This window comes from Burkholderia sp. MSMB1588, assembly GCF_001546925.1.
In the GTDB taxonomy this organism is placed as follows: Bacteria; Pseudomonadota; Gammaproteobacteria; order Burkholderiales; family Burkholderiaceae; genus Burkholderia; species Burkholderia humptydooensis.
Genome location: NZ_LNJS01000001.1, coordinates 938,066 through 961,961, shown reverse-complemented (window position 1 = coordinate 961,961; position 23,896 = coordinate 938,066). Strand labels below are relative to the sequence as shown.

Here is a 23,896-nt window from a genome sequence, read left to right as displayed (position 1 = left end):
TCGCGTCGCTCGGCGGTCATCGCGGCGTCGACGGCTTCAAGCGCGCCCGCCGCGATCCGTCGGCCCGCCGTCGGTCGACAGCGCCGCTCGCCTCGCGAACGCGAAGACATCCGCATCATCGATGCAATGCGCGGACCCGGCACGTCGGCGACACCCACGATAAGGCGCCGTGGGCAGGACGAGCGCGGGGAACGCAACGGGCACGCGTCATCCTTGCCTCCCGCACGCCCGCGTCTCGCAACCATCCCTTGTCAATCAGCCGCCAATCGGTCGCGACACCCCGCATTGCCGCCGAATCGCGCAAGAAACGCATCGCATCGTCGCCGCAAAACGCATGAACGAACGCGTGCGGCGACTGTCCGCTCGCGTCCGACGACACGAGTGCGTTACCCTTACGGCTTCGCCCGCAACATTGAAGATTCGAAGAGGAACGAGGTCATGTTCAATTCATCCGCAGCCGCGCACGTGCGCTTTCGCATCGTCCGCTCGCTGCGCGCGCCGCTCGGCGCGCTGACCGTCGCCGCGCTTCTCGCCGCCTGCACGATGCCGACTCATCCCGATTCGAGCGCCCCCGCCCCCGATCCGTTCAACCCCGCGACGATCCAGTTGATCGACGACACGAGCTGGGAGCTCGTCGGCTGGCGCAACGCCGACGGCTCGGCGCGCGACATCCCGCACGGCGACAACGGCGAGCCGATCAAGCTCGCGCTGTCGACCGAAACGGGCGTGCGGCGCGCGGCCGGCTTCTCGGGCTGCAACCGTTACATGGGCACCTACGACGTGAAGAACGGCGTGCTCGCGTTCGGCCCGCTCGCCGGCACGCGGATGGCGTGCGGCGCGCCCGCGCGCGCCACGCTCGAGCGCGACTACCTCGCCGCGCTCGGCCACATCTCGAAGGCCGGCGTGCAGATGCGCGCCCCGCAGCAACTGATCATCATCACCGACGACGGCGCGACGCTGACGTTCGCGCGACGCGACGGCAAGTAAGCGCCGCGCGGCGCGCGGCGGACGGCCCTGCCGGCGAACCGGACGGCGGGCGCCATCCGCCGGGCCGCGCGCACGACGGCGGCGCGACGGCGCGCCGTTCCTGAAAACATCTTCGTCGACCGGTTAAACTCGACGGCGTCGCGCGTCGCGCCCCGTCCTCCTCCTGTTTCTGAGCATGCAAACGGTAGTCCTCGGCTGGTTCGGCTTTTCGGCCGTCTGGTTCATTCCTCTTTTCTGGCGGCTCGCCAAGGCGTCGCTGCCGGGCGGCGGCGGCCTCGCGGGCCCCGGCTCGATCCGGCTATGGCTCGGCTTCTTCTGCGTGCTGATCGCGAGCTGCACGCTCGCGACCGCGCTGACGGGCGACGCGACGACGAACGCGCTCGGCCACGCGCTCGCGGGCGGCTTCGAGCGCGTGTTCGGCCACGTCGGCACGCCGTTCGCGATGGTCGCGCTGTTCGTCGTCGGGCTGCCGTGGCTCGTCGGCGTCCGCTGGCGGCAGGTGAACACGTGGCTCGACGCATCGTTCGGCATCCGCTTCGCGCGCGAGCGCGGCGACGAGGAATCGCGCGGCGTCGCGGACCTGCCGCGCGCCGCATTGCACCGCGACGACGACCGGCGCGTGCGCCGCGCGGCCGACGTGCAGCCGACGACCGCGCATACGGTCAACCCGATGGCGCCACGGCAGAACGGCCGTTATGCGCGGCCGACGCTCTGGAAGCCGAACGACGCGCAGCGCGGCGACCGGCGCAACGCGCCGGCGGGCGCCGCGGCGCGGGCCGCCGTCGAGCCGGCCGCGCCGGCCGGCTGGCTCAAGCCGGGCGCGCCGTCGCGGGGCGCGGCATCGACTGCGGCAGCGGGAACGGTGACGGCCGGCGTCGCGAAAACGGCCGGCGCCGGCACGTCGACGGCCGCATTCGCAAAGGCTGCCGGCACCGAGCCGGCGAAAACGGCCGGCATCGCCATGCCCGCCGACAACGCGCCGATGACGGTCGATCCGACGCCGTCGGCGAGCGGCATGCCGAAGACCGCCGGTCTTGCGATGCCGGGAAGCGGCATCGCGAAAACGCCGGCCCCCATTTCGGCCACGCCCGCGGCAACCGCCGCCGCGAAGCCTGCCGCCGCGAAGCCTGCCGGTGCGGCGATGGCGTCGGGCGGACTGCCGAAGGCGGCGAGCCACGCGGCATCGACGGGCGGGGCAGCCGCCTCGCTCGTTATGCCCGTTGCACCCGGTTCGTCGGCGACGTCGCCCGCCGCGTTCGCGCCGGCTGCGACCGGCGTCGCGAAGCCGATCGGATCGACCGCAGCCGTCGCAGCGATCGGCAAACGCGCGCAAGCGCGCCCGGCCCCGCCCGATCCGCGCTTCGCGCCGCGCCGGCCGGTGACGCAGGCCGCCGTGTCGGCGGCCCGCAATCGGCCGATGACGTTCACGCCGTCGCGGCAGGCAACCGTCGCGGCGCGCGACGGCGCCGCGACGCCCCCGCAACCCGCAGCCCGCGCGCAGACGGCGGCGGCGCCCGCCGAGATCGCGCGCAAGCGGCCGGCGGGCCCGGCGCGCGCGCCGCTCTATGCGTGGAACGAGAAGCCCGCGGAACGCATCGCGCCTGCGGCGAGCGTGCACGAGACACTGCGTTCGATCGAGGCCAGCGCCGCGCAATGGACGGCGCTGGCGGGCGCAACGGGCGCAGCCGCAGCACCTGGGACGGCGCGTGAATCGATGATTGCATCGGCTGCGCCGTCGCACGGCGCGGCGGTGACGGCCGCGTCGGGCAGGCACGCGCCGACGACCGCGGAAACGGCCGCCGTCGCGGCCCCTGAGGGCATCGCAACAGTTGCGCCGGCTGACGATGGAATCGCGCCGTGCGTCGCCGACGGCGTCACCTGCGCTGCCGAGGACGGCGTAATCGCTGCCGTCGAATCGACGACGGTATGCGCGGCGCCCGCAGCCGTCGGCTCCGGCGCGATCGCCGACGCTCGCGCGGCTGCGTCGGCCGTCGATCCCGCTTCCAGCGTCGGCATGGGCACATGTGTCGCGCACGGCCGAGAAACGGACATCGCCGTCGAGGCGGCGCTGACGGCGGCCGAAGAGACGCGTCCTGCTAACGCGTCCTTCGCACTCGACGCCGCCGACATGCCGCTGTCGACGGTGAAATCGATGAGCGCCGCCGCCTCGAACGGGAACGAACGGCAACCCGCCGCCGTCCCGGCAGGCGTCGCGCCTGCTTCGCCGTCCGCTGCCGCGACCGCCGCTGATGTCGGCTCACAAGCCGCGGCGATGAACGCCGGCGCGATGGATCGCCAGTCGATCGCGACCGCGAGCAACGAGACCGCCCAAGCCGTTGCGCGGCCGGCCGTCGCCGCCGATTCGCGCGCGGCGACGAGCGTGTCGCCCACGGTCGACGACATGCCACGCGCGCTCGCGCCACGGGAGGACGCGAGCGATACCGCCGCTGCGGCCGCTGCCTCCGCGACCACGCAAACCGAATCGCGCATGCATTTGCAATCGCAATCACAATCGCCGCGAGCCGCGACCGCAATCGGCGCGACCGCTTCGCAACCGGCGCCCATCGCGCCGCAATCGAGCGGCGCGGCCGCCCTCCTCCGATCGGGCGACGCCACTGCCCGTCCCACGACGGGCATTCAGCACAGCGAGGCGCAAGCCGCGACGCAAAGCGTGACAGCGCCCGCTCCGGACAAGACCGCGGCAGCCATATCGAACGACTCGAACGTCCAAAGCGCACCTGCTTCGGCCATGTCGCCGGCTGCGCCGGCGACGCCGGGCGCCGCGGCGGCCCCGGTCGTTTCGGCGCCTTCCACGGCGCAGACGTCGACAGGCCATGCAGCAGGCGCGATCGGCATCGTCGGCGCGGCATTCGGCATGCTCGACGCGGCCCGCGCGGCGGCCGCGACTGAGCCGGCCGCAACGGCAAGCGCGAACGCCACGACGCCTGCTGTCGGCGCACCCGCGTTCGATCGAGCCGCATCCGGTGCCACTGCCGCGCCGCCGAACGTGCCGAATGCGACGCTGCCCGGCAGCGCCAAGCCAAGCGCGGCCGTATCGAATTCGATCGCGTCGCTTACCGGCGCATCGGCCGTCGCATCGAGCGCGAGCACGCCGGCGATTGCGTCGACAGGTGTCGCAACCTCGGTCGCCTCCACGGCGGACAGCATTTCACCGAGCGTCGCTCCTGCGCTCGCCGCCGCGTCGAATGCGATCGTGTCGCCCGCCGGTGCATCGGCCGCCGCGCCGGACGTTGCGCAAGCCACGCGAGTCGCCGGCGCACCAGGCACACCAGAAACGCCCGCCCCATCGCCCGTCTCCGCCACATCGACGGCGCCCGCCCCCCAGCCGAACGCCGTCCCCGCCGAGCCCGCCCGCCCGACCCGCCCGCCCGCGCCGAACGCGTTCGAGTTCCACGCGCCCGCCGCGTCGAACGTCGAGCTGCCGACGCTCGACCTGCTCGAGCCCGCCTGCGACACGATCGAGGCGATCTCCGACGAGCATCTCGCGCAAACCGGCCAGATCATCGAGCAGCGCCTGCAGGAGTTCAAGGTGCCGGTGTCGGTCGTCGGCGCGTCGGCGGGCCCGGTGATCACGCGCTTCGAGATCGAGCCCGCGCTCGGCGTGCGCGGCAGCCAGATCGTCGGCCTGATGAAGGACCTGTCGCGCGGCCTCGGCCTCACGTCGATCCGCGTCGTCGAGACGATCCCCGGCAAGACCTGCATGGGCCTCGAACTGCCGAACGCGAAGCGCCAGATGATCCGCCTGTCCGAAATTCTCGCGTCGCGCCAATACCAGCACTCGGCATCGCAACTCACGATCGCGATGGGCAAGGACATCACCGGCAACCCGGTCGTCACCGATCTCGCGAAGGCGCCGCACATGCTCGTCGCCGGCACGACGGGCTCGGGCAAGTCGGTCGCGATCAACGCGATGATCCTGTCGCTGCTGTACAAGGCGACGCCCGAGGACGTGCGGCTCATCATGATCGACCCGAAGATGCTCGAGCTGTCGGTCTACGAAGGCATCCCGCATCTGCTCGCGCCCGTCGTCACCGACATGAAGCTCGCCGCGAACGCGCTCACCTGGTGCGTCGGCGAGATGGAGAAGCGCTACCGGCTGATGTCCGCGCTCGGCGTGCGCAACCTCGCGAGCTTCAACCAGAAGATCCGCGACGCCGTCGCGAAGGAAAAGAAGATCGGCAACCCGTTCTCGCTGACGCCCGACGATCCCGAGCCGCTGTCGACGCTGCCCCTCATCGTCGTCGTGATCGACGAGCTCGCCGATCTGATGATGGTCGCCGGCAAGAAGATCGAGGAGCTGATCGCGCGGCTCGCGCAGAAGGCGCGCGCGGCCGGCATCCATCTGATCCTCGCGACGCAGCGCCCGTCCGTCGACGTGATCACGGGCCTCATCAAGGCGAACATTCCGACGCGCGTCGCGTTCCAGGTGTCGTCGAAAATCGACTCGCGCACGATCCTCGACCAGATGGGCGCCGAATCGCTGCTCGGCCAGGGCGACATGCTGTTCCTGCCGCCCGGCACGGGCTACCCGCAGCGCGTGCACGGCGCGTTCGTCGCGGACGAGGAAGTGCACCGGATCGTCGAATACCTGAAGCAGTTCGGCGAGCCGCAGTACGAGGAAGGCATTCTCGACGGGCCGAGCGCGGAAGGCGGCGCACAGGATCTCTTCGGCGAAGCGCCGGACGCGGAAGCCGATCCGCTCTACGACGAGGCCGTCGCGTTCGTCGTGCGCACGCGGCGCGCGTCGATCTCGTCGGTGCAGCGGCAGTTGCGCATCGGCTACAACCGCGCGGCGCGGCTCGTCGAGCAGATGGAAGCGGCCGGCCTCGTATCGCCGATGGGCATCAACGGCAGCCGCGAAGTGCTCGCGCCGCCGCTGGCCGAGTAAGCGCGGCGGGACGCGGCGGCGCGAAGCGCGGCACGGCTTCGATGCCGGGCGGCGCGCCGCCCGGCGTCACCGCACCGGCACGAACTTGAAGTCGACCGGCTTGCCGATCCTGATCTGCGCCGGATTCGGCTCGAGGCGGCCGCTCGCGACATCGCGCCTGAACACGAACACGCTGTCGCTGTCCTGGTTGCCGACGATGAGCCACTTGCCGCTCGGATCGATCGCGAACTCGCGCGGCGTCTTGCCGAGGCTCGACTGCCGGCCGACGAGCTTCAATTTGCCGTCGGCCGCGTTCACCGCGTAGATCACGATGTCGTTCGCGTCGCCGCGATTGGTCGCGTACAGGAAGCGCCCGTCCGGCGACAGATGCAGCGCGCCGCCGCCGACCTTGCCCGCGAAGCCCGGCGCCGTCATCGGCACGGTCTCGACGTGCGCGAGCCGGCCGTCGTCGTAGCGGTACACGCCGACCGACGCGTTCAGCTCGTTGGTCACGTAAGCGAACCGCCCGCTTGCGCCGAACACGAGATGGCGCGGGCCCGAGCCCGCCTTCACGAGCGTGTAGCGCGACTCGGTCGGGCCGATGAGGCCGCGGCCGCCGTCCGGCGCGTAGCGGTACGAGTAGAGCTTGTCCGCGCCGAGGTCCTGCACGAACAGGTACTTGCCGTCCGGCGAGAACACGGTCGAATGGACATGCGCGCCGTCCTGCCGCCCCGTCACCGGGCCCGTGCCCTCGTGATGCACGTTCAGCACCGCTGCGCCGAGCGCGCCCGTCGCCTCGACCGGAAACACCGAGAAGCTGCCGCCCGGATCGGACGCGACCGAATAGTTCGCCGCGACGAGATAGCGCCCGTCCGGCGACAGGCTCAGGTAGCACGGATCGTTCCCTTGCGCCGACACGCGGTTGACGAACTGGAGGGCGCCCGTCTTCGCGTCGAAGGCGAATGCGCTGACGCCGCCGCGCACGCTCGCGGGGCCGGCGTCGCCCGGCAGTTCGTTGACCGCGTACACGTGGCGGCCGTCGCGGCTCGCGACGAGGTACGACGGGTTCTCGGCCTTCGCCGAAGACACGGGCGTCGCGCGGCCCGAGTCGGTATCGAAGCGATACACGTAGATGCCGTCGCCGCCCGCGCCCGTATAGGTGCCGACGAGCAGGTTGTACACGCCGCCCGCGGGGCCGCCGCTCGCATCCTGCGCGAACGAGGGATTGCCGAAAAGCGGCAGCGCGAGCGCGAAACCTTTCATCCAGTGACTCAGCCTAAGCGGGAAAGCGAACGACGAAGGCGCATGAGCGCGTCGGGTCATCGGAACCTCCTTGCATCGATCCGTCTCAAGTGATGTGATGTTGCGAAGCGCGGGCCCTTCGAACGCCCGCGCCGCGCAGTCCGCCGAGTATAAGGGCCCGTGCGCGCCGCCGTACAGCGCGGCGCGAAAATGCCCGGATCGTGAACGACAAGGATTGCTGGAGGATCGCCGCCCATGCCCGCCCTCATCGAAGACTACGCCCTCGTCGGCGACGGCCACACGGCCGCGCTGATCTCCCGGGACGGCTCGGTCGACTGGCTGTGCTGGCCCCGTTTCGATTCCGGCGCGTGCTTCGCCGCGCTCGTCGGCACGCCGGAGCACGGCCGCTGGCTCGTCGCGCCCGCCGACGACGTGCGCGTGAGCGCGACGTCGCGCCGCTACCGCGGCGACACGCTGATCCTCGAAACCGACTACGAGAGCGACGCCGGCGCCGTCACGGTGATCGACTTCATGCCGCCCGGCAGCGGCTGGTCGGAGCTCGTGCGGATCGTTGTCGGCCGGCGCGGCGAGATGAAGATGCAGATGCAGCTCGTGTTGCGTTTCGACTACGGCTTCTCGGTCCCGTGGGTCACGCGGCTGCCGCGCGAGGCGGGCGTGAAGGCGATCGCCGGCCCGGATACGGTCGTGCTGCGCACGCCCGTGCCGCTGTCGGGCGAGAACCTGCATACGGTCGCCGAATTCACGGTGAAGGCGGACGAGCGCGTGCCGTTCTCGCTGTCCTACGCGCCGTCGCACCTGCGGCTGCCGCCCGCGCGCGAGCCGCTGTCGATGCTCGCGCGCACCGAGAACCATTGGCTCGAATGGTCGGCGCGGTGCCCGTTGCGCGGCCGCTACGCGGCCGCCGTGCGCCGCTCGCTGATCACGCTGAAGGCGCTCGCGTACGAGCCGACGGGCGGCATCGTCGCCGCGCCGACGACGTCGCTGCCCGAGCAGTTGGGCGGCACCCGCAACTGGGACTACCGCTACTGCTGGCTGCGCGACGCGACGATCACGCTGCTCGCGTTGATGCGCGGCGGCTACTACGACGAGGCGCGCGCGTGGCGCACGTGGCTCGGCCGCGTGATGGCCGGCTCGCCCGAGCAGATCCAGATCATGTACGGAATCGCGGGCGAGCGGCGCCTGCCCGAGATGGAGCTCCACTGGCTGCCGGGCTACCACGATTCGCGCCCGGTGCGCATCGGCAACAACGCGGCGAACCAGTTGCAGCTCGACGTGTTCGGCGAAGTGATGGCCGCGCTGCACGTTGCGCGTGTGGGCGGCCTGCAGGCGGACGACACGGTCTGGTCGGTCCAGACGACGCTGCTCGCGCACCTCGAGAAGATCTGGCGCGAGCCGGATGAAGGCATCTGGGAGACGCGCGGCGGCCGCCGGCACTTCACGTTCTCGAAGGTGATGGCGTGGGTCGCGTTCGATCGCGCGATCAAGTCGGCCGAGATGTTCCGGCTGCCCGCGCCGCTCGAGCGCTGGCGCGCGGTGCGCGACGAGATCCACGCGGACGTCTGCGCGAACGGCTGGAATCCGCGGCTGCGCGCGTTCACGCAGAGCTACGGCAGCGACGCGCTCGACGCGAGCGTGCTGATGCTGCCGCTCGTCGGCTTCCTGCCGCCCACCGATTCGCGCGTCTCGGAGACCGTCGCCGCGATCGAGCGGGGCCTGATGCGCGACGGCCTCGTGCTGCGCTACCACACGAGCGAATACGACGACGGCCTGCCGCCCGGCGAAGGCACGTTTCTCGCATGCAGCTTCTGGCTCGTCGACAATCTCGCGCTCCTCGGCCGCATCGACGATGCGCACGCGCTGTTCCGCCGCCTGCTGTCGCTCACCAACGACCTCGGCCTGCTTGCCGAGGAATACGATCCCGTGACGCGTCGCCAGGTAGGGAATTTCCCGCAGGCGTTCTCGCACGTCGGGCTCGTGCACACCGCGTTCAACCTGATGCATCATGAAGAGGAAATGCTGCGCGCGGCCGGCCAGCCTACGGCGGCGGACGCCGTCGCCGGGCGCTAGCGCCGAACCACGTTTGCGCGACAAACGTAAGACAAGGTCAGATGTCGAAGCAACGCTCGGAAATGCGGGTATGCTGCGTTGCGACACCCCTGAATGTCCGATATGATCAGTCGCGACTGATTCGATCCGACGAGTGAATCGGTCCGATTGCTGACTGACACGGCACGCCGCGGCGCCCCGCGCCGCCTTCGCGCACCGTTCTCCCATCGGGAGCTCGCATGCTTTACCAATTGCACGAATTCCAGCGGGCGATGCTGAGCCCGCTGACCGCCTGGGCGCAAGCCGCCTCCAAATCGTTCGCGAATCCGTCGAGCCCGCTTTCGCTCGTGCCGGGCGCGACGCGCCTCGCGGCGGGCTACGAATTGCTGTACCGGCTCGGCAAGGATTACGAGAAGCCGGAGTTCGCGATTCACCAGATCGTCAAGGACGGGCACAACATTCCGATCGTCGAGCAGACGATCATCGAGAAGCCGTTCTGCCGGCTGCTGCGCTTCAAGCGCTACGCGGACGATTCGGGCGCCGTCGGGCAACTGAAGGACGAGCCCGTCGTGCTCGTGTGCGCGCCGCTGTCGGGCCACCACGCGACGCTTTTGCGCGACACCGTCCGCACGCTGCTGCAGGATCACAAGGTCTACATCACCGACTGGATCGACGCGCGGATGGTGCCCGCCGAAGTCGGCCCGTTCCATCTCGACGACTACGTCGACTACATCCAGGAATTCATCCGACATATCGGCGCGCGCAACCTGCACGTGATCTCGGTGTGCCAGCCGACCGTGCCCGTGCTCGCGGCGATCTCGCTGATGGCGAGCCGCGGCGAGGACACGCCGCTCACGATGACGATGATGGGCGGCCCGATCGACGCGCGCAAGAGCCCGACGTCGGTGAATTCGCTCGCGACGAACCGCTCGCATTCATGGTTCGAGAACAACGTGATCCACACGGTGCCGGCGAACTATCCGGGCGAAGGCCGCAAGGTCTATCCGGGCTTCCTGCAGCACACGGGCTTCGTCGCGATGAATCCGGAGCGCCACGCGCAATCGCACTGGGACTTCTACCAGAGCCTGTTGCGCGGCGACGAGGAAGACGCCGAAGCGCACCGCCGCTTCTACGACGAATACAACGCGGTGCTCGACATGGCGGCCGAATACTATCTGGACACGATCCGCATCGTGTTCCAGGAGTTCCGCCTCGCCGAAGGCACGTGGGACATCCACGGCGAGCGCGTGAAGCCGGCCGACATCCATTCGAGCGCGCTGATGACGATCGAAGGCGAGCTCGACGACATCTCGGGCAGCGGCCAGACGCACGTCGCGCACGAGCTTTGCACGGGCATCCCGCAGGCGCACCGCCGCAGCCTCACCGCCGAGAAGTGCGGCCACTACGGCATTTTCTCGGGCCGCCGCTGGCGCACGATCATCTATCCGCAACTGCGCGACTTCATCCGCGAGCATGCGTCGCAGCCGAAGAAGCCGACGCCGCAGGCCGGCTCCACGTCGACATCGCCTTCCACGCCGAGCCGGTCGACGGCGGGCAGCGAAACGATAAGCGCCGCGCCCGCGAAGGCGGCCGCGCTCAGGCTGACGGCCGCGAAGCGCCCCGCCGCGAAAACCCGTGCGGCGAAGCCGGCCGCCGCCAAGCGCGCCGCGACGAAAGCCGCATTGCCGCGCGCGCGCAAGGTCGCCTGACGCGCGCGCCCGTCCGGCTCAGCGCCTCAACAGAAACGCGAGCAGCAACTCGGTGTTCATCTTGATCATCTCGGTGCGCTCGTGCTGCGCGCTGAAATCGCGGCCGAAGATCGCGGCGAGCGTGAAGCGGTTCGACACCATGTAGTAGCCGAGCCCCGACAGCGTCACGTAGAACCGCAGCGAATCGATGTCCGTGCGGAAGAGCCCCGCCTTCTGGCCGCGATCGAGCACGCCGTCGAGCGTCTTGACGATCGGCGAGATCATCTCGCGAATGCGCGTCGATTTCTGCAGATAGCGCGCCTCGTGCAGGTTCTCGTTGTTGAGCAGGCGCAGCAAATCGGGATGATCGCGGTAGTAGTCCCACACGAAATGCGCGAGCCGCGTGATCGCTTCGACGGGCGCGACGCCTTCGAGATCGATCGCCCGCTCGGCCTCCATCAGCGCGGAAAACGCATATTCGAGCACCGCGGTGAACAATTGCTCCTTGCTGCCGAAGTAGTAATAGAGCATGCGCTCGTTGGTTTCGGCGCGGCGCGCGATCTGATCGACTCGCGCACCGAACAGCCCCCCTGTCGCGAATTCTTCGGCCGCCGCGAGCAGGATCCGGCGCCGGGTTCCCTCTGGGTCTCTTTTGATTTTTGGCTGATTCATAGTGGCGTTTTGCTATGTGAGCCGCGTAATCCGGCTCGCGCCGCCGGCGATCGACGCGGGGCCTGCGGCGATCGCCGGCGGCGTGAACGGGCGCGCCATCGTTAAGGGACACCCTGCTATAGTCACGCAAAAAAGCGTTTTGATTATGGCACATGCGTTGTTAAGCGCAATGCGAAAAATCGGCGATAATTGTTGTTTCCAGAAATATCCGGGCCGCGTTCGAACGCCCGGCCGCCGCGCCGGCCCACGTCGTCACTGTGACCGATTCCAAGACCCTCGCCGATCGCATCGAAGATCTGCTTCCCCAAACGCAATGCACGAAGTGCGGCTACGACGGCTGCCGTCCGTACGCGGAGGCAATCGCGGCCGGCACCGCCGGCTATGATCAATGCCCGCCAGGCGGCGCCGAGGGCGTCGCGCGGCTCGCGAAACTGCTCGGCAAGCCCGTGATACCGCTCAATCCGGAGCACGGCGTCGAGCGTGCGCGTCCCGTCGCGTTCATCGACGAGCAGCTTTGCATCGGCTGCACGCTGTGCATGCAGGCGTGCCCCGTCGACGCGATCGTCGGGGCGCCGAAGCAAATGCATACGATCGTCGCCGAACTCTGCACCGGCTGCGACCTGTGCGTGCCGCCGTGCCCCGTCGACTGCATCGCGATGATACCCGTGACAGGCGAGCAGACCGGCTGGGACGCGTGGTCGCAACAGCAGGCCGACGCCGCGCGCGCGCGGCACGATGCGCGCCTCGCGCGTCAGAAGCGCGAGCGCGAAGCAGCCGAGGCGCGGGCGGCGGCCCGCCGCGCGGCAAGCGCCGCCGCGGCGGCCACCGCCCCCACCACCGCCCCTGCCGCCGCCGAGCCCGCGGCGCCGGCCGACGACGATCCGCAAGCGAAGAAGCGTGCGATCATTGCAGCGGCGCTCGAACGCGCGCGCAAGAAGAAGGAAGAACTCGCCGCCCAGGGCGCGGGGCCGAAGAACACCGAAGGCGTGAGCGCCGCGGTGCAGGCGCAGATCGACGCGGCCGAAGCGCGGCGGCGCCGTCTCGCCGGGCAGCGCGACGCGGCCGGCAAGCCCGATCGCGAAGACGACGCGCCGCCGATCTCGAAACCGAAACCGTGACCGCATGAACGCCAACAAACGACGCGCGATCTTCGAAACGCTGCAAAGCCTCAACCCACATCCGACGACCGAGCTCGAATACACGACGCCGTTCGAGTTGCTGATCGCGGTGATGCTGTCGGCGCAGGCGACCGACGTGTCGGTCAACAAGGCGATGCGCAAGATGTTCCCGGTGGCGAACACACCGAAGAGGATCGTCGCGCTCGGCGAGGAAGGCGTCGCCGACTACATCAGGACGATCGGTCTCTACCGGACGAAGGCGAAGAACGTCGTCGCGGCGAGCCGGATCCTGCTCGAGCGCTACGACGGCGAAGTGCCCGCCGACCGCGAGGCGCTCGAGAGCCTGCCGGGCGTCGGCCGCAAGACCGCGAACGTCGTGCTGAACACCGCGTTCGGCCAGCCGACGATCGCCGTCGACACGCACATCTTCCGCGTCGCGAACCGCACGGGCCTCGCGCCCGGCAAGGACGTGCGCGCGGTCGAAGCGGCGCTCGAGAAGTTCACGCCGAAGGAATTCCTGCACGATGCGCATCATTGGCTGATCCTGCACGGACGCTACGTGTGCAAGGCGCGCAAGCCCGAATGCTGGCACTGCGCGATCGAGCCGCTTTGCGAGTACAAGCCGAAGACGCCTGCGCCCGTGCAGTGACGGGGGCGGGTCGCGCGCTGCGGCGCGCGGCGGGCGCGGATCGCTTCGGGCATCCGCGGGCCTGCCGGACCGGACCCGCGATTGCTGCAAAGCGGCACGTTCATCGCACGTTCGCGTTCCGCATTTCAATCGGCGAAGCCGGCCGCGGGCCGCACCCGATCCCGGCCGACACCTCCCACTACCCGCCCCGCGAGCCTCACGCGCTCGCGATCGTCGTCGGCTCCGCGTGGTCGGCCGGCGTGCCCGCGCGCACGAGCCACAGCACCGCCGCGAGGATCGCGACGCCGCCCGCCCATTGCAGCGGCGTCAGCGTCTCGCCGAACAGCGCGGCGGCCAGCGCGACCGTCACGACGGGCTCGAGCGTCGACAGCATCGACGTGCGGGCCGCGCCGAGCCGCGCGAGGCCGGCGAAGAACGCGAGCATCGCGGCGACGGTCGACACGAGCGCGATCGCGACGAGCGCGGCCCAGCCGGACGCCGCGCGCGGCCAGTGCGGCGGCGCGCCGAACGCCGCCGTGCGTGCGAGCGCGAGCGCGATGAGCATCGCCGCCGCGGCGCAACAAATGATCGCGACGGTCGCGAGCGGATCGACGCCGCGCGCCGCCTTCGCGCCGACGACGATGTACAGCGAATAGACCACCGCCGCGCCGAGCGCGAGCGCGATGCCGAGCGGCTCGCCGCGACCGCCGCCCACCATCAGCGCCGAGCCGGCGACGCACAGCGCGAGCGCGACCGCCTTCGCGCGCGTGAGCCGCTCGCCGAGCCACCAGGCGGCGAGCAGCGTGACGAACGCCGGATACAGATAGAGCAGCAGCGCGACGAGGCTCGCCTGCGCATGTTGCAGCGCGCTGAAATAGCACAGCGACTGTCCGACGTAGCCGAGCGCGCCCATGCAGACGATCGCGGCGAGCGCACGGCCGCGCGGCCAGCGCACGCGCCGCCGCCGCGCGACGGCGGCGAGCAGCGCGCCCGCGATCGAGAAACGGACGATCAAGAGGCCGAGCACGTCGGCGCCGCCCGCGTATGCGTAGCGACCGAAGATCGCCATCGCGCCGAACGCGGCGGCCGACAACGCGACGTACAGCGCGCCGCGTCGCGCGGCGCAAGAGGTTCCGGCGGTCAAGGCCATGGCTCGTGCGAGTAGTGAAAGCGCTCGATTCTAACGAGCTTCGAACGGCCGCATAAGCGGTGTTTATGCCGAATCCGTTGCGGACCGCGATGCGTGCCGTGACGGATCTCGCGTCGAACGGTGAGCGTGCCGCGCGCCCGAAATGCCGGGCAGCCCATCGCCGCGCGATTGCGTCGGCGCCCCGAAACCGGTGCATCACGCGCCTGAATGCCCGGATGCTGTTTCGCAGTTTCGCAGTTTCGCTGCTTCGCCGCTTCGTTACGCCGTCGCGCCGTCGCGCTTTCGGCAGCCCTGCCGCGGACAGCGTAAAATATGCGCTCGCGGGCCGCAGCGGCCTGTCACACGCCCTGCTTTACATCATGTTCAATCCGAGCCGCGACGACGTGCGTCGCTTCTTCATCGACACCTGGCGCAAGCAGCGCTCGGGCGAGATCCTCACGCCGCTCGAAGCGATGGCGGCCGACTGGATCGTCGAGCATCCCGAATATCACGCGGAACTCGAGGACGCCGGGCGCTCGGCCGCGCACGACTACACGCCCGACGAAGGGCGCACGAATCCGTTCCTGCATCTGTCGATGCATCTCGCGATCAGCGAGCAGTTGTCGATCGACCAGCCGCCCGGCATCCGGGCCGCGCACGAGAAACTCGCCGCCCGCTGCGATTGCGCGCACGACGCGCAGCACGCGATCATGGAATGTCTCGGCGAAACGATCTGGGAAGCGCAACGCACGAACACGCCGCCTGATTCCGACGCCTATCTGCAGCGGATCCTGCGACGCGCATCGCGCGGCTGACGCGGCCCTCGCGAAGGCATCACGCACCGCATGCCGCGCACGCGCGCAACGGACAAAAAAATGCCCCGCTCGAAGCGGGGCATTTTTCGGCGCGCGCGTCGCGCGAGCGGACACGCGCGACGCCGGCGTACCGGCGTTACTTCTTGAACACGAGGCTGCCTTGCAGCGACTCGAGGTACGCGGCGATGTCCTTCATGTCGGCAACGGACAGGCTCTGCACCTGCGCCTGCATGATCGCGTTGCTGCGGCCGAGGAGCGGGTTCGTCAGGCCCATCTGGTACTGGCGCATCGCCCAGACCAGGTAGTCGGCGTGCTGGCCCGCGAGGCGCGGATATTCGGCGTTGATCGGATTGTCGAGCTTCGCGCCGTGGCAGGCCGCGCAGTTGTGCGACTCGACGAGTTCCTTGCCCTTCGCGACGTCCGCCGCATGCGCGGTGCCGATCGCGAAGCCGGCTGCGAGCGCGAGCGCCGCCGCCGTCTTGAGTGCCGTCTGAGGCTTCTTCATGGATGCTCCTATCCCGGTGCTGAGGTCAGCAAGCGCGAGCTTACTTGTAGGGATTGTTCTTCGAATCGGGCTTTTGCGCGGCGTAGTAGGACGCGAGATCGGCGATGTCCTGATCCGTCAGCGATTCGGCGATCGCGTTCATCGACGGGAAATGGCGATCCTTCTTCCGGTAGGCCTTCAGCGCATTCTCGAGATAAACCTGGTTCTGGCCGCCGAGGAGCGGCACCCGGTAGACCTCCGGGTAGGCCACGCGGTAGCCGTCGATGCCGTGACAGCCGATGCACATCGCGGCCTTGCTTGCCCCGTCCTTCGGGTTGCCGACCACACCGGCCGCCTGCGCGCCGGCGGCGAGCGCCGCGAGCGCTGCTGCGACAACGACATGTTTGCCGAATTTATTCATAGCTCTTGTAACCTAGCTTGAGGGGAAACTGGCGCCCGCAAAGGCAACGGCCGGCGCCGTTTTACTTGTGAGGCCGCCACGCAGGCCAAAAAAACGGCCAGATTGTACCGCGTCGCCGGGGAACGCGTCCACCACGCGCGCCCACCGAATGCGCTTCGCACGATACGCCGGCCGCGCCAAGCCAGCGGCGCTTCTGACTTATACTGGGATTTTTTCGCCGGAAGCTCGCCGCCATGCGTTTCGAAGGTTCCTCGCACTACGTCGCGACAGACGATCTGAAGCTCGCCGTCAACGCCGCGCTCACGCTCGAGCGCCCGCTCCTCATCAAGGGCGAGCCCGGCACCGGCAAGACCATGCTCGCCGAGGAGGTCGCGGCGGCGCTTGGCATGCCGCTCCTGCAATGGCACATCAAGTCGACGACGAAGGCGCAGCAGGGCCTTTACGAATACGATGCGGTGTCGCGCCTGCGCGACTCGCAGCTCGGCGACGAGCGCGTGAAGGACATCGCGAACTACATCGTGAAGGGCGTGCTGTGGCAAGCGTTCGAGGCCGAACGCCCGAACGTGCTCCTCATCGACGAGATCGACAAGGCCGACATCGAATTCCCGAACGATCTGCTGCGCGAGCTCGACCGGATGGAGTTCCACGTGTACGAGACGCGCGAGACCGTGCGCGCGCGGCACCGCCCGCTCGTCATCATCACGTCGAACAACGAGAAGGAGCTGCCCGACGCATTCCTGCGCCGCTGCTTCTTCCACTACATCCAGTTCCCCGATCCGTCGACGATGCAGAAGATCGTCGAGGTCCACTACCCCGGCATCAAGCAGGACCTGCTGCGCGCGGCGCTCGAGAGCTTCTTCGAGCTGCGCGGCGTGTCGGGGCTGAAGAAGAAGCCGTCGACGTCCGAGCTGCTCGACTGGCTGAAGCTGCTGCTCGCCGAGGACATCCCGCCCGACGCGCTGCGCTCGAAGGACCAGAAGCAGATCGTGCCGCCGCTTGCGGGCGCGCTGCTCAAGAACGAGCAGGACGTGAGCCTGTTCGAGCGGCTCGTCTACATGAACCGCCACAACCGCTAGACGCACGGGCGCCGCGAGGAGACACGCGAGATGAGCCGCCGGAATCCAGCCGCCACGCCCGCGGGCACGCGCGCAATGCGTCGCGCGAACCCGAACCCGCTGCGCGCTTCGTCGCGCGGCGCATGCGCGCGCCGGCCCGCCGTCGCGCGGCGCGCCCGTGCGCCGCGCGGCCGCCCGGCTCGCCGCGGCGATGCGAGGGCCCGCCCATGCTGATCGATTTCTTCTACTCGCTGCGCGCGGCGAAGCTGCCGGTGTCGGTCAAGGAATACCTGGCGCTGCTGGAAGCGCTGAAGGCGCAGGTGATCGAGCCTTCGCTCGACGCGTTCTACTATCTCGCGCGGATGACGCTCGTGAAGGACGAGCAGTACTTCGACAAGTTCGACAAGGCATTCGGCGCGTACTTCCACGGCGTGTCCGCGCTGCCCTCGGATGCGTTCGACATTCCGCTCGACTGGCTCGAGAAACGCCTGCAGCGCGAGCTCACGCCCGAGGAGAAGGCGCAGATCCAGGCGCTCGGCGGCCTCGACAAGCTGATGGAGCGCCTCAAAGCATTGCTCGACGAGCAGAAGGCGCGCCACGAGGGCGGCAACAAGTGGATCGGCACGGGCGGCACGTCGCCGTTCGGGCACGGCGGCTACAACCCGGAAGGCATCCGGATCGGCGGGCCGTCGAACGGCAACCGCACCGCGGTCAAGGTGTGGGAGGCGCGCGCGTATCGCGATTACGACGATTCGGTCGAGATCGGCACGCGCAACATCAAGGTCGCGCTGCGGCGGCTGCGGCGCTTCGCGCGCGAAGGCGCGGCCGAGGAGCTCGACCTGCCCGGCACGATCCGCAGCACCGCCGCGAACGCCGGCTGGCTCGATCTGCGGATGGTGCCCGAGCGCCACAACAACGTGAAGGTGCTGATGCTGCTCGACGTCGGCGGCTCGATGGACGACCACATCAAGCGCACCGAGGAGCTCTTCTCCGCCGCGAAGGCCGAGTTCAAGCACCTCGAGTTCTACTACTTCCACAACTGCGTGTACGACCACCTGTGGAAGAACAACCGCCGCCGCCACGCAGAGCGCACGCCGACCTGGGACGTGCTGCACAAGTTCACGCCCGACTACAAGCTGATCTTCGTCGGCGACGCGACGATGAGCCCTTACGAAGTGCTGCAGCCGGGCGGCTCCGTCGAATACAACAATCCCGAGGCGGGCGCCGTGTGGCTGCGCCGTCTCACCGATCAGTTCCCGCACTACGCTTGGCTCAATCCGGAACCCGAGCGGCTATGGGAATACCGGCAGTCGATCGCGATCATTCGCGACGTGCTAGGCGACCGGATGTATCCGCTCACGCTCGCGGGCCTCGAATCCGCGATGCGCACGCTGAGCAAGTGACGCGCCGCCGCACCCGCCGAGCCCCCTGAATTCCGTCGTTTTCGACGCTTCACCTCAACGCTTCAGACACGACGTTTCACCGATGAGCAGTCAGCCACCCGCCTCCAATCTGTCGCCCGCCGTCGCGCGGCCGAATTTTTTCACCGACACGTCGCCGTCCGCGCTCGTCGCGGGCTTCGTCGCGATGATGACGGGCTACACGAGCTCGCTCGTGCTGATGTTTCAGGCGGGCCGCGCCGCGCACCTGAGCGACGCGCAGATCTCGTCGTGGATCTGGGCGCTGTCGCTCGGCATGGCCGTGACGACGATCGGGCTGTCGATGCGGTATCGCGCGCCGATCGTCGTCGCGTGGTCGACGCCCGGCGCGGCGCTCCTCGTCGCGTCGCTGCCGGGCGTCGTGTATGCGGACGCGATCGGCGCGTTCGTCGTCTGCGCGCTGCTGCTCGCCGCCGTCGGCGCGAGCGGCCTGTTCGACACGCTGATGCGCCGGATTCCGTCCGGCATCGCCGCGGCGCTGCTCGCCGGCATCCTGTTCGAGATCGGCATCGAGATCTTCCGCGCCGCGCAGTTCCAGACCGCGCTCGTGCTCGCGATGTTCTTCACGTACCTGATCGTCAAGCGCGCCGCGCCGCGCTATGCGATCGTCGCGACGCTCGCCGCGGGCATCGCGGCCGCGGGCGCGCTCGGCTTGCTCGACTTCAGCCGCTTTCACGTCGCGCTCGCGCGGCCCGTGTTCACGGCGCCGTCGTTCTCGATCTCGGCGATCGTGAGCATCGGCATTCCGCTGTTCGTTGTCGCGATGGCGTCGCAGAACGTGCCCGGCATCGCGGTGCTGCGCGCGGACGGCTACGGCACGCCCTCCTCGCCGCTCATCGCGACGACGGGCGTCGCATCGCTCGTGCTCGCGCCGTTCGGCTCGCACGGGATCAACCTCGCGGCGATCACGGCCGCGATCTGCACCGGCCCCGAGGCGCACGACGATCGCGCGAAGCGCTACACGGCGGCCGTCTGGTGCGGCACGTTCTATCTCGTCGCGGGCGTGTTCGGCGCGACGATCTCCGCGCTGTTCGGCGCGCTGCCGAAGGCGCTCGTCGTGTCGGTCGCCGCGCTCGCGCTGTTCGGCTCGATCATGAGCGGCCTCACCAACGCGATGCAGGACGCGCGCCAGCGCGAAGCGGCGCTCGTCACGTTCATGGTGACGGCGTCCGGCCTCACGCTGCTGTCGATCGGCTCGGCGTTCTGGGGGCTCGTCGCGGGCGTGCTCACGCAGGCGATTCTCAACGCGCGTCGCGCCGCCTGACGCCCGTCCGGCTCGCGGCCGGATCGGGCATGGTTCGTGCGCGATTCGCCCCTGGCGCGCGTCACACCCGCCGGCGCACGAGCGTTCGGCACCGGTTCCGCTTTCCGGCCTAGAATGGAGGGTCCGGCGGCGCGCGCCAAGCGCGCCGCCCAGCATCGCCCCGCGCCCTGCCGCGCGGTCGTCCTCACCGAACCGGCGCGCCGCGCCTCGCTTTCGACTCGTCATGACTACCGCACTCGACCAGCTCAAGCAGTACACGACCGTCGTCGCCGACACGGGCGACTTCCAGCAACTCGCGCAATACAAGCCGCGGGATGCGACGACGAACCCGTCGCTGATCCTGAAGGCCGTCCAGAAGGACGCGTATCGGCCGATCCTCGAGAAAACGGTCCGCGATCATGCGGGCGAATCGGTCGGCTTCATCATCGACCGCCTGCTGATCGCTTTCGGCACCGAGATCCTGAAGCTGATCCCGGGCCGCGTGTCGACCGAAGTCGACGCGCGCCTGTCGTTCGACACGCAGCGCTCGATCGACAAGGGCCGCGAAATCATCAAGCTCTACGAAGCAGCGGGCATCGGCCGCGAGCGCGTGCTGATCAAGCTCGCGTCGACGTGGGAAGGCATCCGCGCGGCCGAAGTGCTGCAACGCGAAGGCATCCGCTGCAACATGACGCTGCTGTTCTCGCTCGTGCAGGCGGCCGCGTGCGCGGAAGCGGGCGCGCAGTTGATCTCGCCGTTCGTCGGCCGGATCTACGACTGGTACAAGAAGCAAAAGGGCGCCGAGTGGGACGAGTCGAAGGACGGCGGCGCGAACGATCCGGGCGTGCAATCGGTGCGCCGCATCTATACGTACTACAAGCAATTCGGCTACCAGACCGAAGTGATGGGCGCGAGCTTCCGCACGACGAGCCAGATCACCGAGCTCGCCGGCTGCGACCTGCTGACGATCAGCCCCGACCTGCTGCAGAAGCTGCACGACAGCGCCGAGACGGTTGCGCGCAAGCTGTCGCCGGACGCGGCGAAAGATGCACGGCTCGAGCGCGTCGCGATCGACGAATCGTCGTTCCGCTTCCAGTTGAACGACGACGCGATGGCGACCGAGAAGCTCGCCGAAGGCATTCGCCTCTTCTCGGCAGACGCGGTGAAGCTGGAAAAGATGATCGACGCGCTGCGCTGACGCGCGCGGGCTCCGATTCGCGACGGGCGGTATGACAAACGTTCGTCCCGCGCTTCGGGGCCGCCATCTTTGGGGATCGGCATTTTTTTCGATGCGCGATTCGGCGGGCGCCGCCTTGCGAGGCGGTATCCGCCGAATCGCGCCCTTCCCCCGCGCGCATTCCCGGCCCGCTCGTTGCGGCCCTTTTCACGATTCCCGTTGCTGTCACCCGGACGCACTACAATCGTCAACATGGGCGCGGTTGCGCCCTATTCCCTCCCCAGGATCAAGGAGACGACGATGCAAGTACAACCGTATCTGTTTTTCGGCGGCCGCTGCGACGAGGCGCTGAAATTCTACGGCGACGCGCTCGGCGCACGGGTGAACTTCCTTGCGCGCTACAAGGACGCGCCGCCGAATCCCGAGCGGCCGACGCCGCCCGAGATGGCCGACAAGGTGATGCACGCGAATTTCCAGATCGGCGACTCGGTGCTGATGTGCTCGGACGGCGACTGCTCATCAGGCAACCAGCAGGTGCACAGCGGCTATTCGCTGTCGCTCGATCCGAAGAACGTCGAGGATGGCAAGCGGATGTTCGACGCGCTGCTCGCCGACGGCGGCGCGGTGACGATGCCGTTCGAGAAGACGTTCTGGGCGCTCGGCTTCGGCATGCTGCGCGACAAGTTCGGCGTGCACTGGATGATCAACGTCGAAGACCCGAACATGAAGAAGTGAACGCTTCGGAAGCCGAAGCGTTCGGGTTTGCTCCCGGTCGACCGATGCACGACGCCCGCGGCGCGATGCGCGCCGCGGGCGTTTTCATTCGCGCGCCCGGCCGGCGCGAAACCGCGCGTCAGCTCTCGACGACGTCGAGATAATCCTCCGGCCGCGTGCGGTCTTCCGCATGCGCGATCCCGAGCACGCGCACGAGCACGCTGACCGCGATCGACACGATGAGGTTCACGGCCAGCGCCCAGACGGCCGCATAGCCCGGAATCGCATAGCCGAACAGATGGACCGCGAAGATCGAGCTCGCGAGCTTCAGCGAGATCGCCATCCACGTGCCGCACACGAGCCCCGCCACCCAGCCGAGCAGCAGCCCGCGATAGTCGAGCACCCGCGTGTAGAGCCCGAGCACGATCGCGGGCAGCGTCTGGATGATCCAGATCCCGCCGAGCAGTTGGAGCTGGATCGCGTACGTGAGCGGCAGGCCGAGGATGAACGCGACCGCGCCGACCTTCACGATCAGCGACACGAGCTTCGCGACGTTTGTCTCCTGATCGTGCGTCATGTTGCGGTTGACGAACTCGCGATGGATGTTGCGCGTGTACAGGTTCGCGGCCGCGATCGACATGATCGCCGCCGGCACGAGCGCGCCAATGCCGATCGCGGCGAACGCGACGCCGACGAACCACGACGGGAAGAAATGCAGGAACAACGCCGGCACCGCGAAATTCGGCCCGAACGCCTTGAAGTACGGCGCGTATTCCGGCATGTCCTTCACGCCCGAGGCGAGCGCCATGTAGCCGAGCAGCGCGAGCAGGCCGAGCACGAACGAGTACGCGGGCAGCATCGCCATGTTGCGGCGGATCGTGTTGCCCGACGACGACGACAAAATTGCCGTCACCGAATGCGGATACAGGAACAGCGCGAGCGCCGAGCCGATCGCGAGCGTCGTATAGGCGCTGAAGCCGTTCAGGCCCGCTGCGTCGGGCGCCTTCAGGAGCAGCTTCGCGGGCGGCACCGCGCCGAAGATGTGCCCGAAGCCGCCGAGCTTCGCCGGAATCACGATCACGGCCGCGGCGATCGTGATGTAGATCAGGATGTCCTTGACGATCGCGATCATCGCGGGCGCGCGCAGCCCCGACGTGTACGTGTACGCGGCGAGGATCGCGAACGCGATGATGAGCGGCAGGTCGCCGACGAAGCCCTTCGTGTCGAAGCCGAGCCCGCCGATCACCACTTCGATGCCGACGAGCTGCAGCGCGATGTACGGCATCGTCGCGACGATGCCCGTCACCGCGACGGCGAGCGCGAGCGAGCGGCTGCCATAGCGCGCGCTGACGAAGTCGGCGGCCGTCACGTAGCCGTGACGCTTCGCGATGCTCCAGAGCTTCGGGAACACGACGAACGCAAACGGGTAGATGAGGATCGTGTACGGCAGCGCGAAGAAGCCCATCGCGCCCGCGCCGAACACGAGCGCCGGCACGGCAACGAACGTGTACGCGGTGTAGAGGTCGCCGCCGAGCAGGAACCACGTGACGATCGTGCCGAAGCGCCGGCCGCCGAGACCCCATTCGTCGAGATGCGCGAGGTTGCCGCGCCGCCAGTTCGCGGCGAGAAAGCCCATGATCGTCACGCCGACGAAGAACAGCACGAAGACGAAGGTCGCGGTCAGATTCATTTGCCGTCTCCCCGCGGAACGCCCTTCCAGCAGTTCTTGGTCTTCTGGTAGACGAATGCGGTGATCACGGCGCTAATGAACACCCACAGCAGTTGATACCAGTAGAAAAACGGGAATCCGAACCATTGCGGCTCGGTCCGGTTGTACGACGGCACCCAGACCATCGCGACGAGCGGCAGGACCAGCAACCAGAGCCAGCGTTTCGCGGCCCGGTTGGCGTCGGCATCGTGAGCCATGACGTCTCCTCTTCACATCCCGGTTATTGATATGTTCTGAACGGGTACGGCGGTGCAAGAGGAACGACACGACGGGCAGGTTGCGACTCCCCTGGCGTCGGCCAGTATAGGAGTCGAAAAAAACGGCGGCAAACGAGGGCGAACCCGGAGCCCGCGAGCGCTGCGGCGCGGGCGGCCTGCTCGGCCATCCCGCGCGCTTTGGC

General features: G+C 68.8%; 19 protein-coding genes. 12 read left to right on the top strand and 7 right to left on the bottom strand.

Annotation, left to right across the window (positions count from 1 at the left end; genetic code table 11):
• Positions 1-438: 438 nt before the first annotated feature.
• Entirely contained in the window at positions 439-987 is a 549-nt protein-coding gene (locus WS92_RS16105) for an META domain-containing protein (RefSeq protein ID WP_059934707.1), read from the top strand.
• Between the two features lie 175 nt (positions 988-1,162).
• Positions 1,163-5,896: a DNA translocase FtsK gene (locus WS92_RS36625; protein WP_059934706.1), complete on the top strand. Its 4,734-nt coding sequence runs from the start codon at positions 1,163-1,165 to the stop codon at positions 5,894-5,896.
• 66 nt (positions 5,897-5,962) lie between these two features.
• Here the strand turns inward: WS92_RS36625 and WS92_RS16095 are convergent, their stop codons facing one another.
• Positions 5,963-7,138 carry a lactonase family protein gene (locus tag WS92_RS16095; RefSeq protein WP_231756010.1) on the bottom strand — a complete coding sequence of 392 codons (1,176 nt, stop codon included), beginning with the start codon at positions 7,136-7,138 and terminating at the stop codon, positions 5,963-5,965.
• Positions 7,139-7,372: 234 nt separating this feature from the next.
• On the opposite strand from WS92_RS16095, the gene WS92_RS16090 reads away from it, so the two are divergent.
• Together WS92_RS16090 and phaZ are read left to right on the top strand one after the other, a co-directional pair.
• Positions 7,373-9,205: a glycoside hydrolase family 15 protein gene (locus tag WS92_RS16090; protein ID WP_059934704.1), complete on the top strand. Its 1,833-nt coding sequence runs from the start codon at positions 7,373-7,375 to the stop codon at positions 9,203-9,205.
• A 218-nt stretch (positions 9,206-9,423) separates the two neighbouring features.
• Entirely contained in the window at positions 9,424-10,893 is a 1,470-nt protein-coding gene (gene phaZ, locus WS92_RS16085; RefSeq protein WP_059934703.1) for a polyhydroxyalkanoate depolymerase, read from the top strand.
• 18 nt (positions 10,894-10,911) lie between these two features.
• On the opposite strand, the gene bspR is transcribed toward phaZ, so the two are convergent.
• Positions 10,912-11,544 (bottom strand): T3SS transcriptional regulator BspR, encoded by a 633-nt coding sequence (bspR, locus tag WS92_RS16080; protein ID WP_006025009.1) that lies wholly within the window; start codon positions 11,542-11,544, stop codon positions 10,912-10,914.
• A 257-nt stretch (positions 11,545-11,801) separates the two neighbouring features.
• On the opposite strand from bspR, the gene rsxB reads away from it, so the two are divergent.
• Together rsxB and nth are read left to right on the top strand one after the other, a co-directional pair.
• Positions 11,802-12,662, top strand: a complete 861-nt coding sequence (gene rsxB / locus WS92_RS16075) for an electron transport complex subunit RsxB (RefSeq protein ID WP_015600730.1) — start codon at positions 11,802-11,804, stop codon at positions 12,660-12,662.
• A gap of 4 nt (positions 12,663-12,666) precedes the next feature.
• Positions 12,667-13,311 (top strand): endonuclease III, encoded by a 645-nt coding sequence (gene nth, locus WS92_RS16070; RefSeq protein ID WP_006025007.1) that lies wholly within the window; start codon positions 12,667-12,669, stop codon positions 13,309-13,311.
• A 196-nt stretch (positions 13,312-13,507) separates the two neighbouring features.
• Here the strand turns inward: nth and WS92_RS16065 are convergent, their stop codons facing one another.
• Positions 13,508-14,440 (bottom strand): DMT family transporter, encoded by a 933-nt coding sequence (locus WS92_RS16065; RefSeq protein ID WP_059932218.1) that lies wholly within the window; start codon positions 14,438-14,440, stop codon positions 13,508-13,510.
• 242 nt (positions 14,441-14,682) lie between these two features.
• Between WS92_RS16065 and WS92_RS16060 the strand changes: the two genes are divergently transcribed.
• Positions 14,683-15,234: a DUF1841 family protein gene (locus WS92_RS16060; protein WP_006025004.1), complete on the top strand. Its 552-nt coding sequence runs from the start codon at positions 14,683-14,685 to the stop codon at positions 15,232-15,234.
• A gap of 136 nt (positions 15,235-15,370) precedes the next feature.
• On the opposite strand, the gene WS92_RS16055 is transcribed toward WS92_RS16060, so the two are convergent.
• Complete coding sequence (locus WS92_RS16055) at positions 15,371-15,739, bottom strand: c-type cytochrome (RefSeq protein WP_006025003.1); 369 nt, start codon at positions 15,737-15,739, stop codon at positions 15,371-15,373.
• A gap of 40 nt (positions 15,740-15,779) precedes the next feature.
• On the bottom strand, positions 15,780-16,139 hold the full coding sequence (locus WS92_RS16050) for a c-type cytochrome (RefSeq protein WP_004185759.1): 360 nt from the start codon (positions 16,137-16,139) through the stop codon (positions 15,780-15,782).
• 233 nt (positions 16,140-16,372) lie between these two features.
• On the opposite strand from WS92_RS16050, the gene WS92_RS16045 reads away from it, so the two are divergent.
• The 5 genes from WS92_RS16045 to WS92_RS16025 all read left to right on the top strand — a co-directional run bounded on the left by WS92_RS16045 (position 16,373) and on the right by WS92_RS16025 (position 21,788).
• Positions 16,373-17,215: an AAA family ATPase gene (locus tag WS92_RS16045; RefSeq protein WP_006025002.1), complete on the top strand. Its 843-nt coding sequence runs from the start codon at positions 16,373-16,375 to the stop codon at positions 17,213-17,215.
• Between the two features lie 206 nt (positions 17,216-17,421).
• Positions 17,422-18,597 carry a vWA domain-containing protein gene (locus WS92_RS16040; protein ID WP_059932247.1) on the top strand — a complete coding sequence of 392 codons (1,176 nt, stop codon included), beginning with the start codon at positions 17,422-17,424 and terminating at the stop codon, positions 18,595-18,597.
• A gap of 82 nt (positions 18,598-18,679) precedes the next feature.
• Positions 18,680-19,897, top strand: coding sequence for a benzoate/H(+) symporter BenE family transporter (locus tag WS92_RS16035; protein WP_059932217.1), 1,218 nt, complete (start codon positions 18,680-18,682; stop codon positions 19,895-19,897).
• 223 nt (positions 19,898-20,120) lie between these two features.
• Entirely contained in the window at positions 20,121-21,074 is a 954-nt protein-coding gene (tal, locus tag WS92_RS16030) for a transaldolase (protein ID WP_006024999.1), read from the top strand.
• Positions 21,075-21,353: 279 nt separating this feature from the next.
• A complete protein-coding gene (locus tag WS92_RS16025; RefSeq protein ID WP_006024998.1) occupies positions 21,354-21,788 on the top strand; it encodes a VOC family protein in 435 nt (144 codons plus the stop codon).
• Positions 21,789-21,906: 118 nt separating this feature from the next.
• Here WS92_RS16025 and WS92_RS16020 read toward each other — a convergent pair whose 3' ends face one another.
• Positions 21,907-23,457, bottom strand: coding sequence for a monocarboxylate uptake permease MctP (locus tag WS92_RS16020; protein ID WP_006024997.1), 1,551 nt, complete (start codon positions 23,455-23,457; stop codon positions 21,907-21,909).
• Positions 23,454-23,693 (bottom strand): DUF3311 domain-containing protein, encoded by a 240-nt coding sequence (locus WS92_RS16015; protein ID WP_009911690.1) that lies wholly within the window; start codon positions 23,691-23,693, stop codon positions 23,454-23,456. The genes WS92_RS16020 and WS92_RS16015 overlap by 4 nt, the downstream gene beginning before the upstream one ends.
• Between the last annotated feature and the right edge of the window lie 203 nt (positions 23,694-23,896).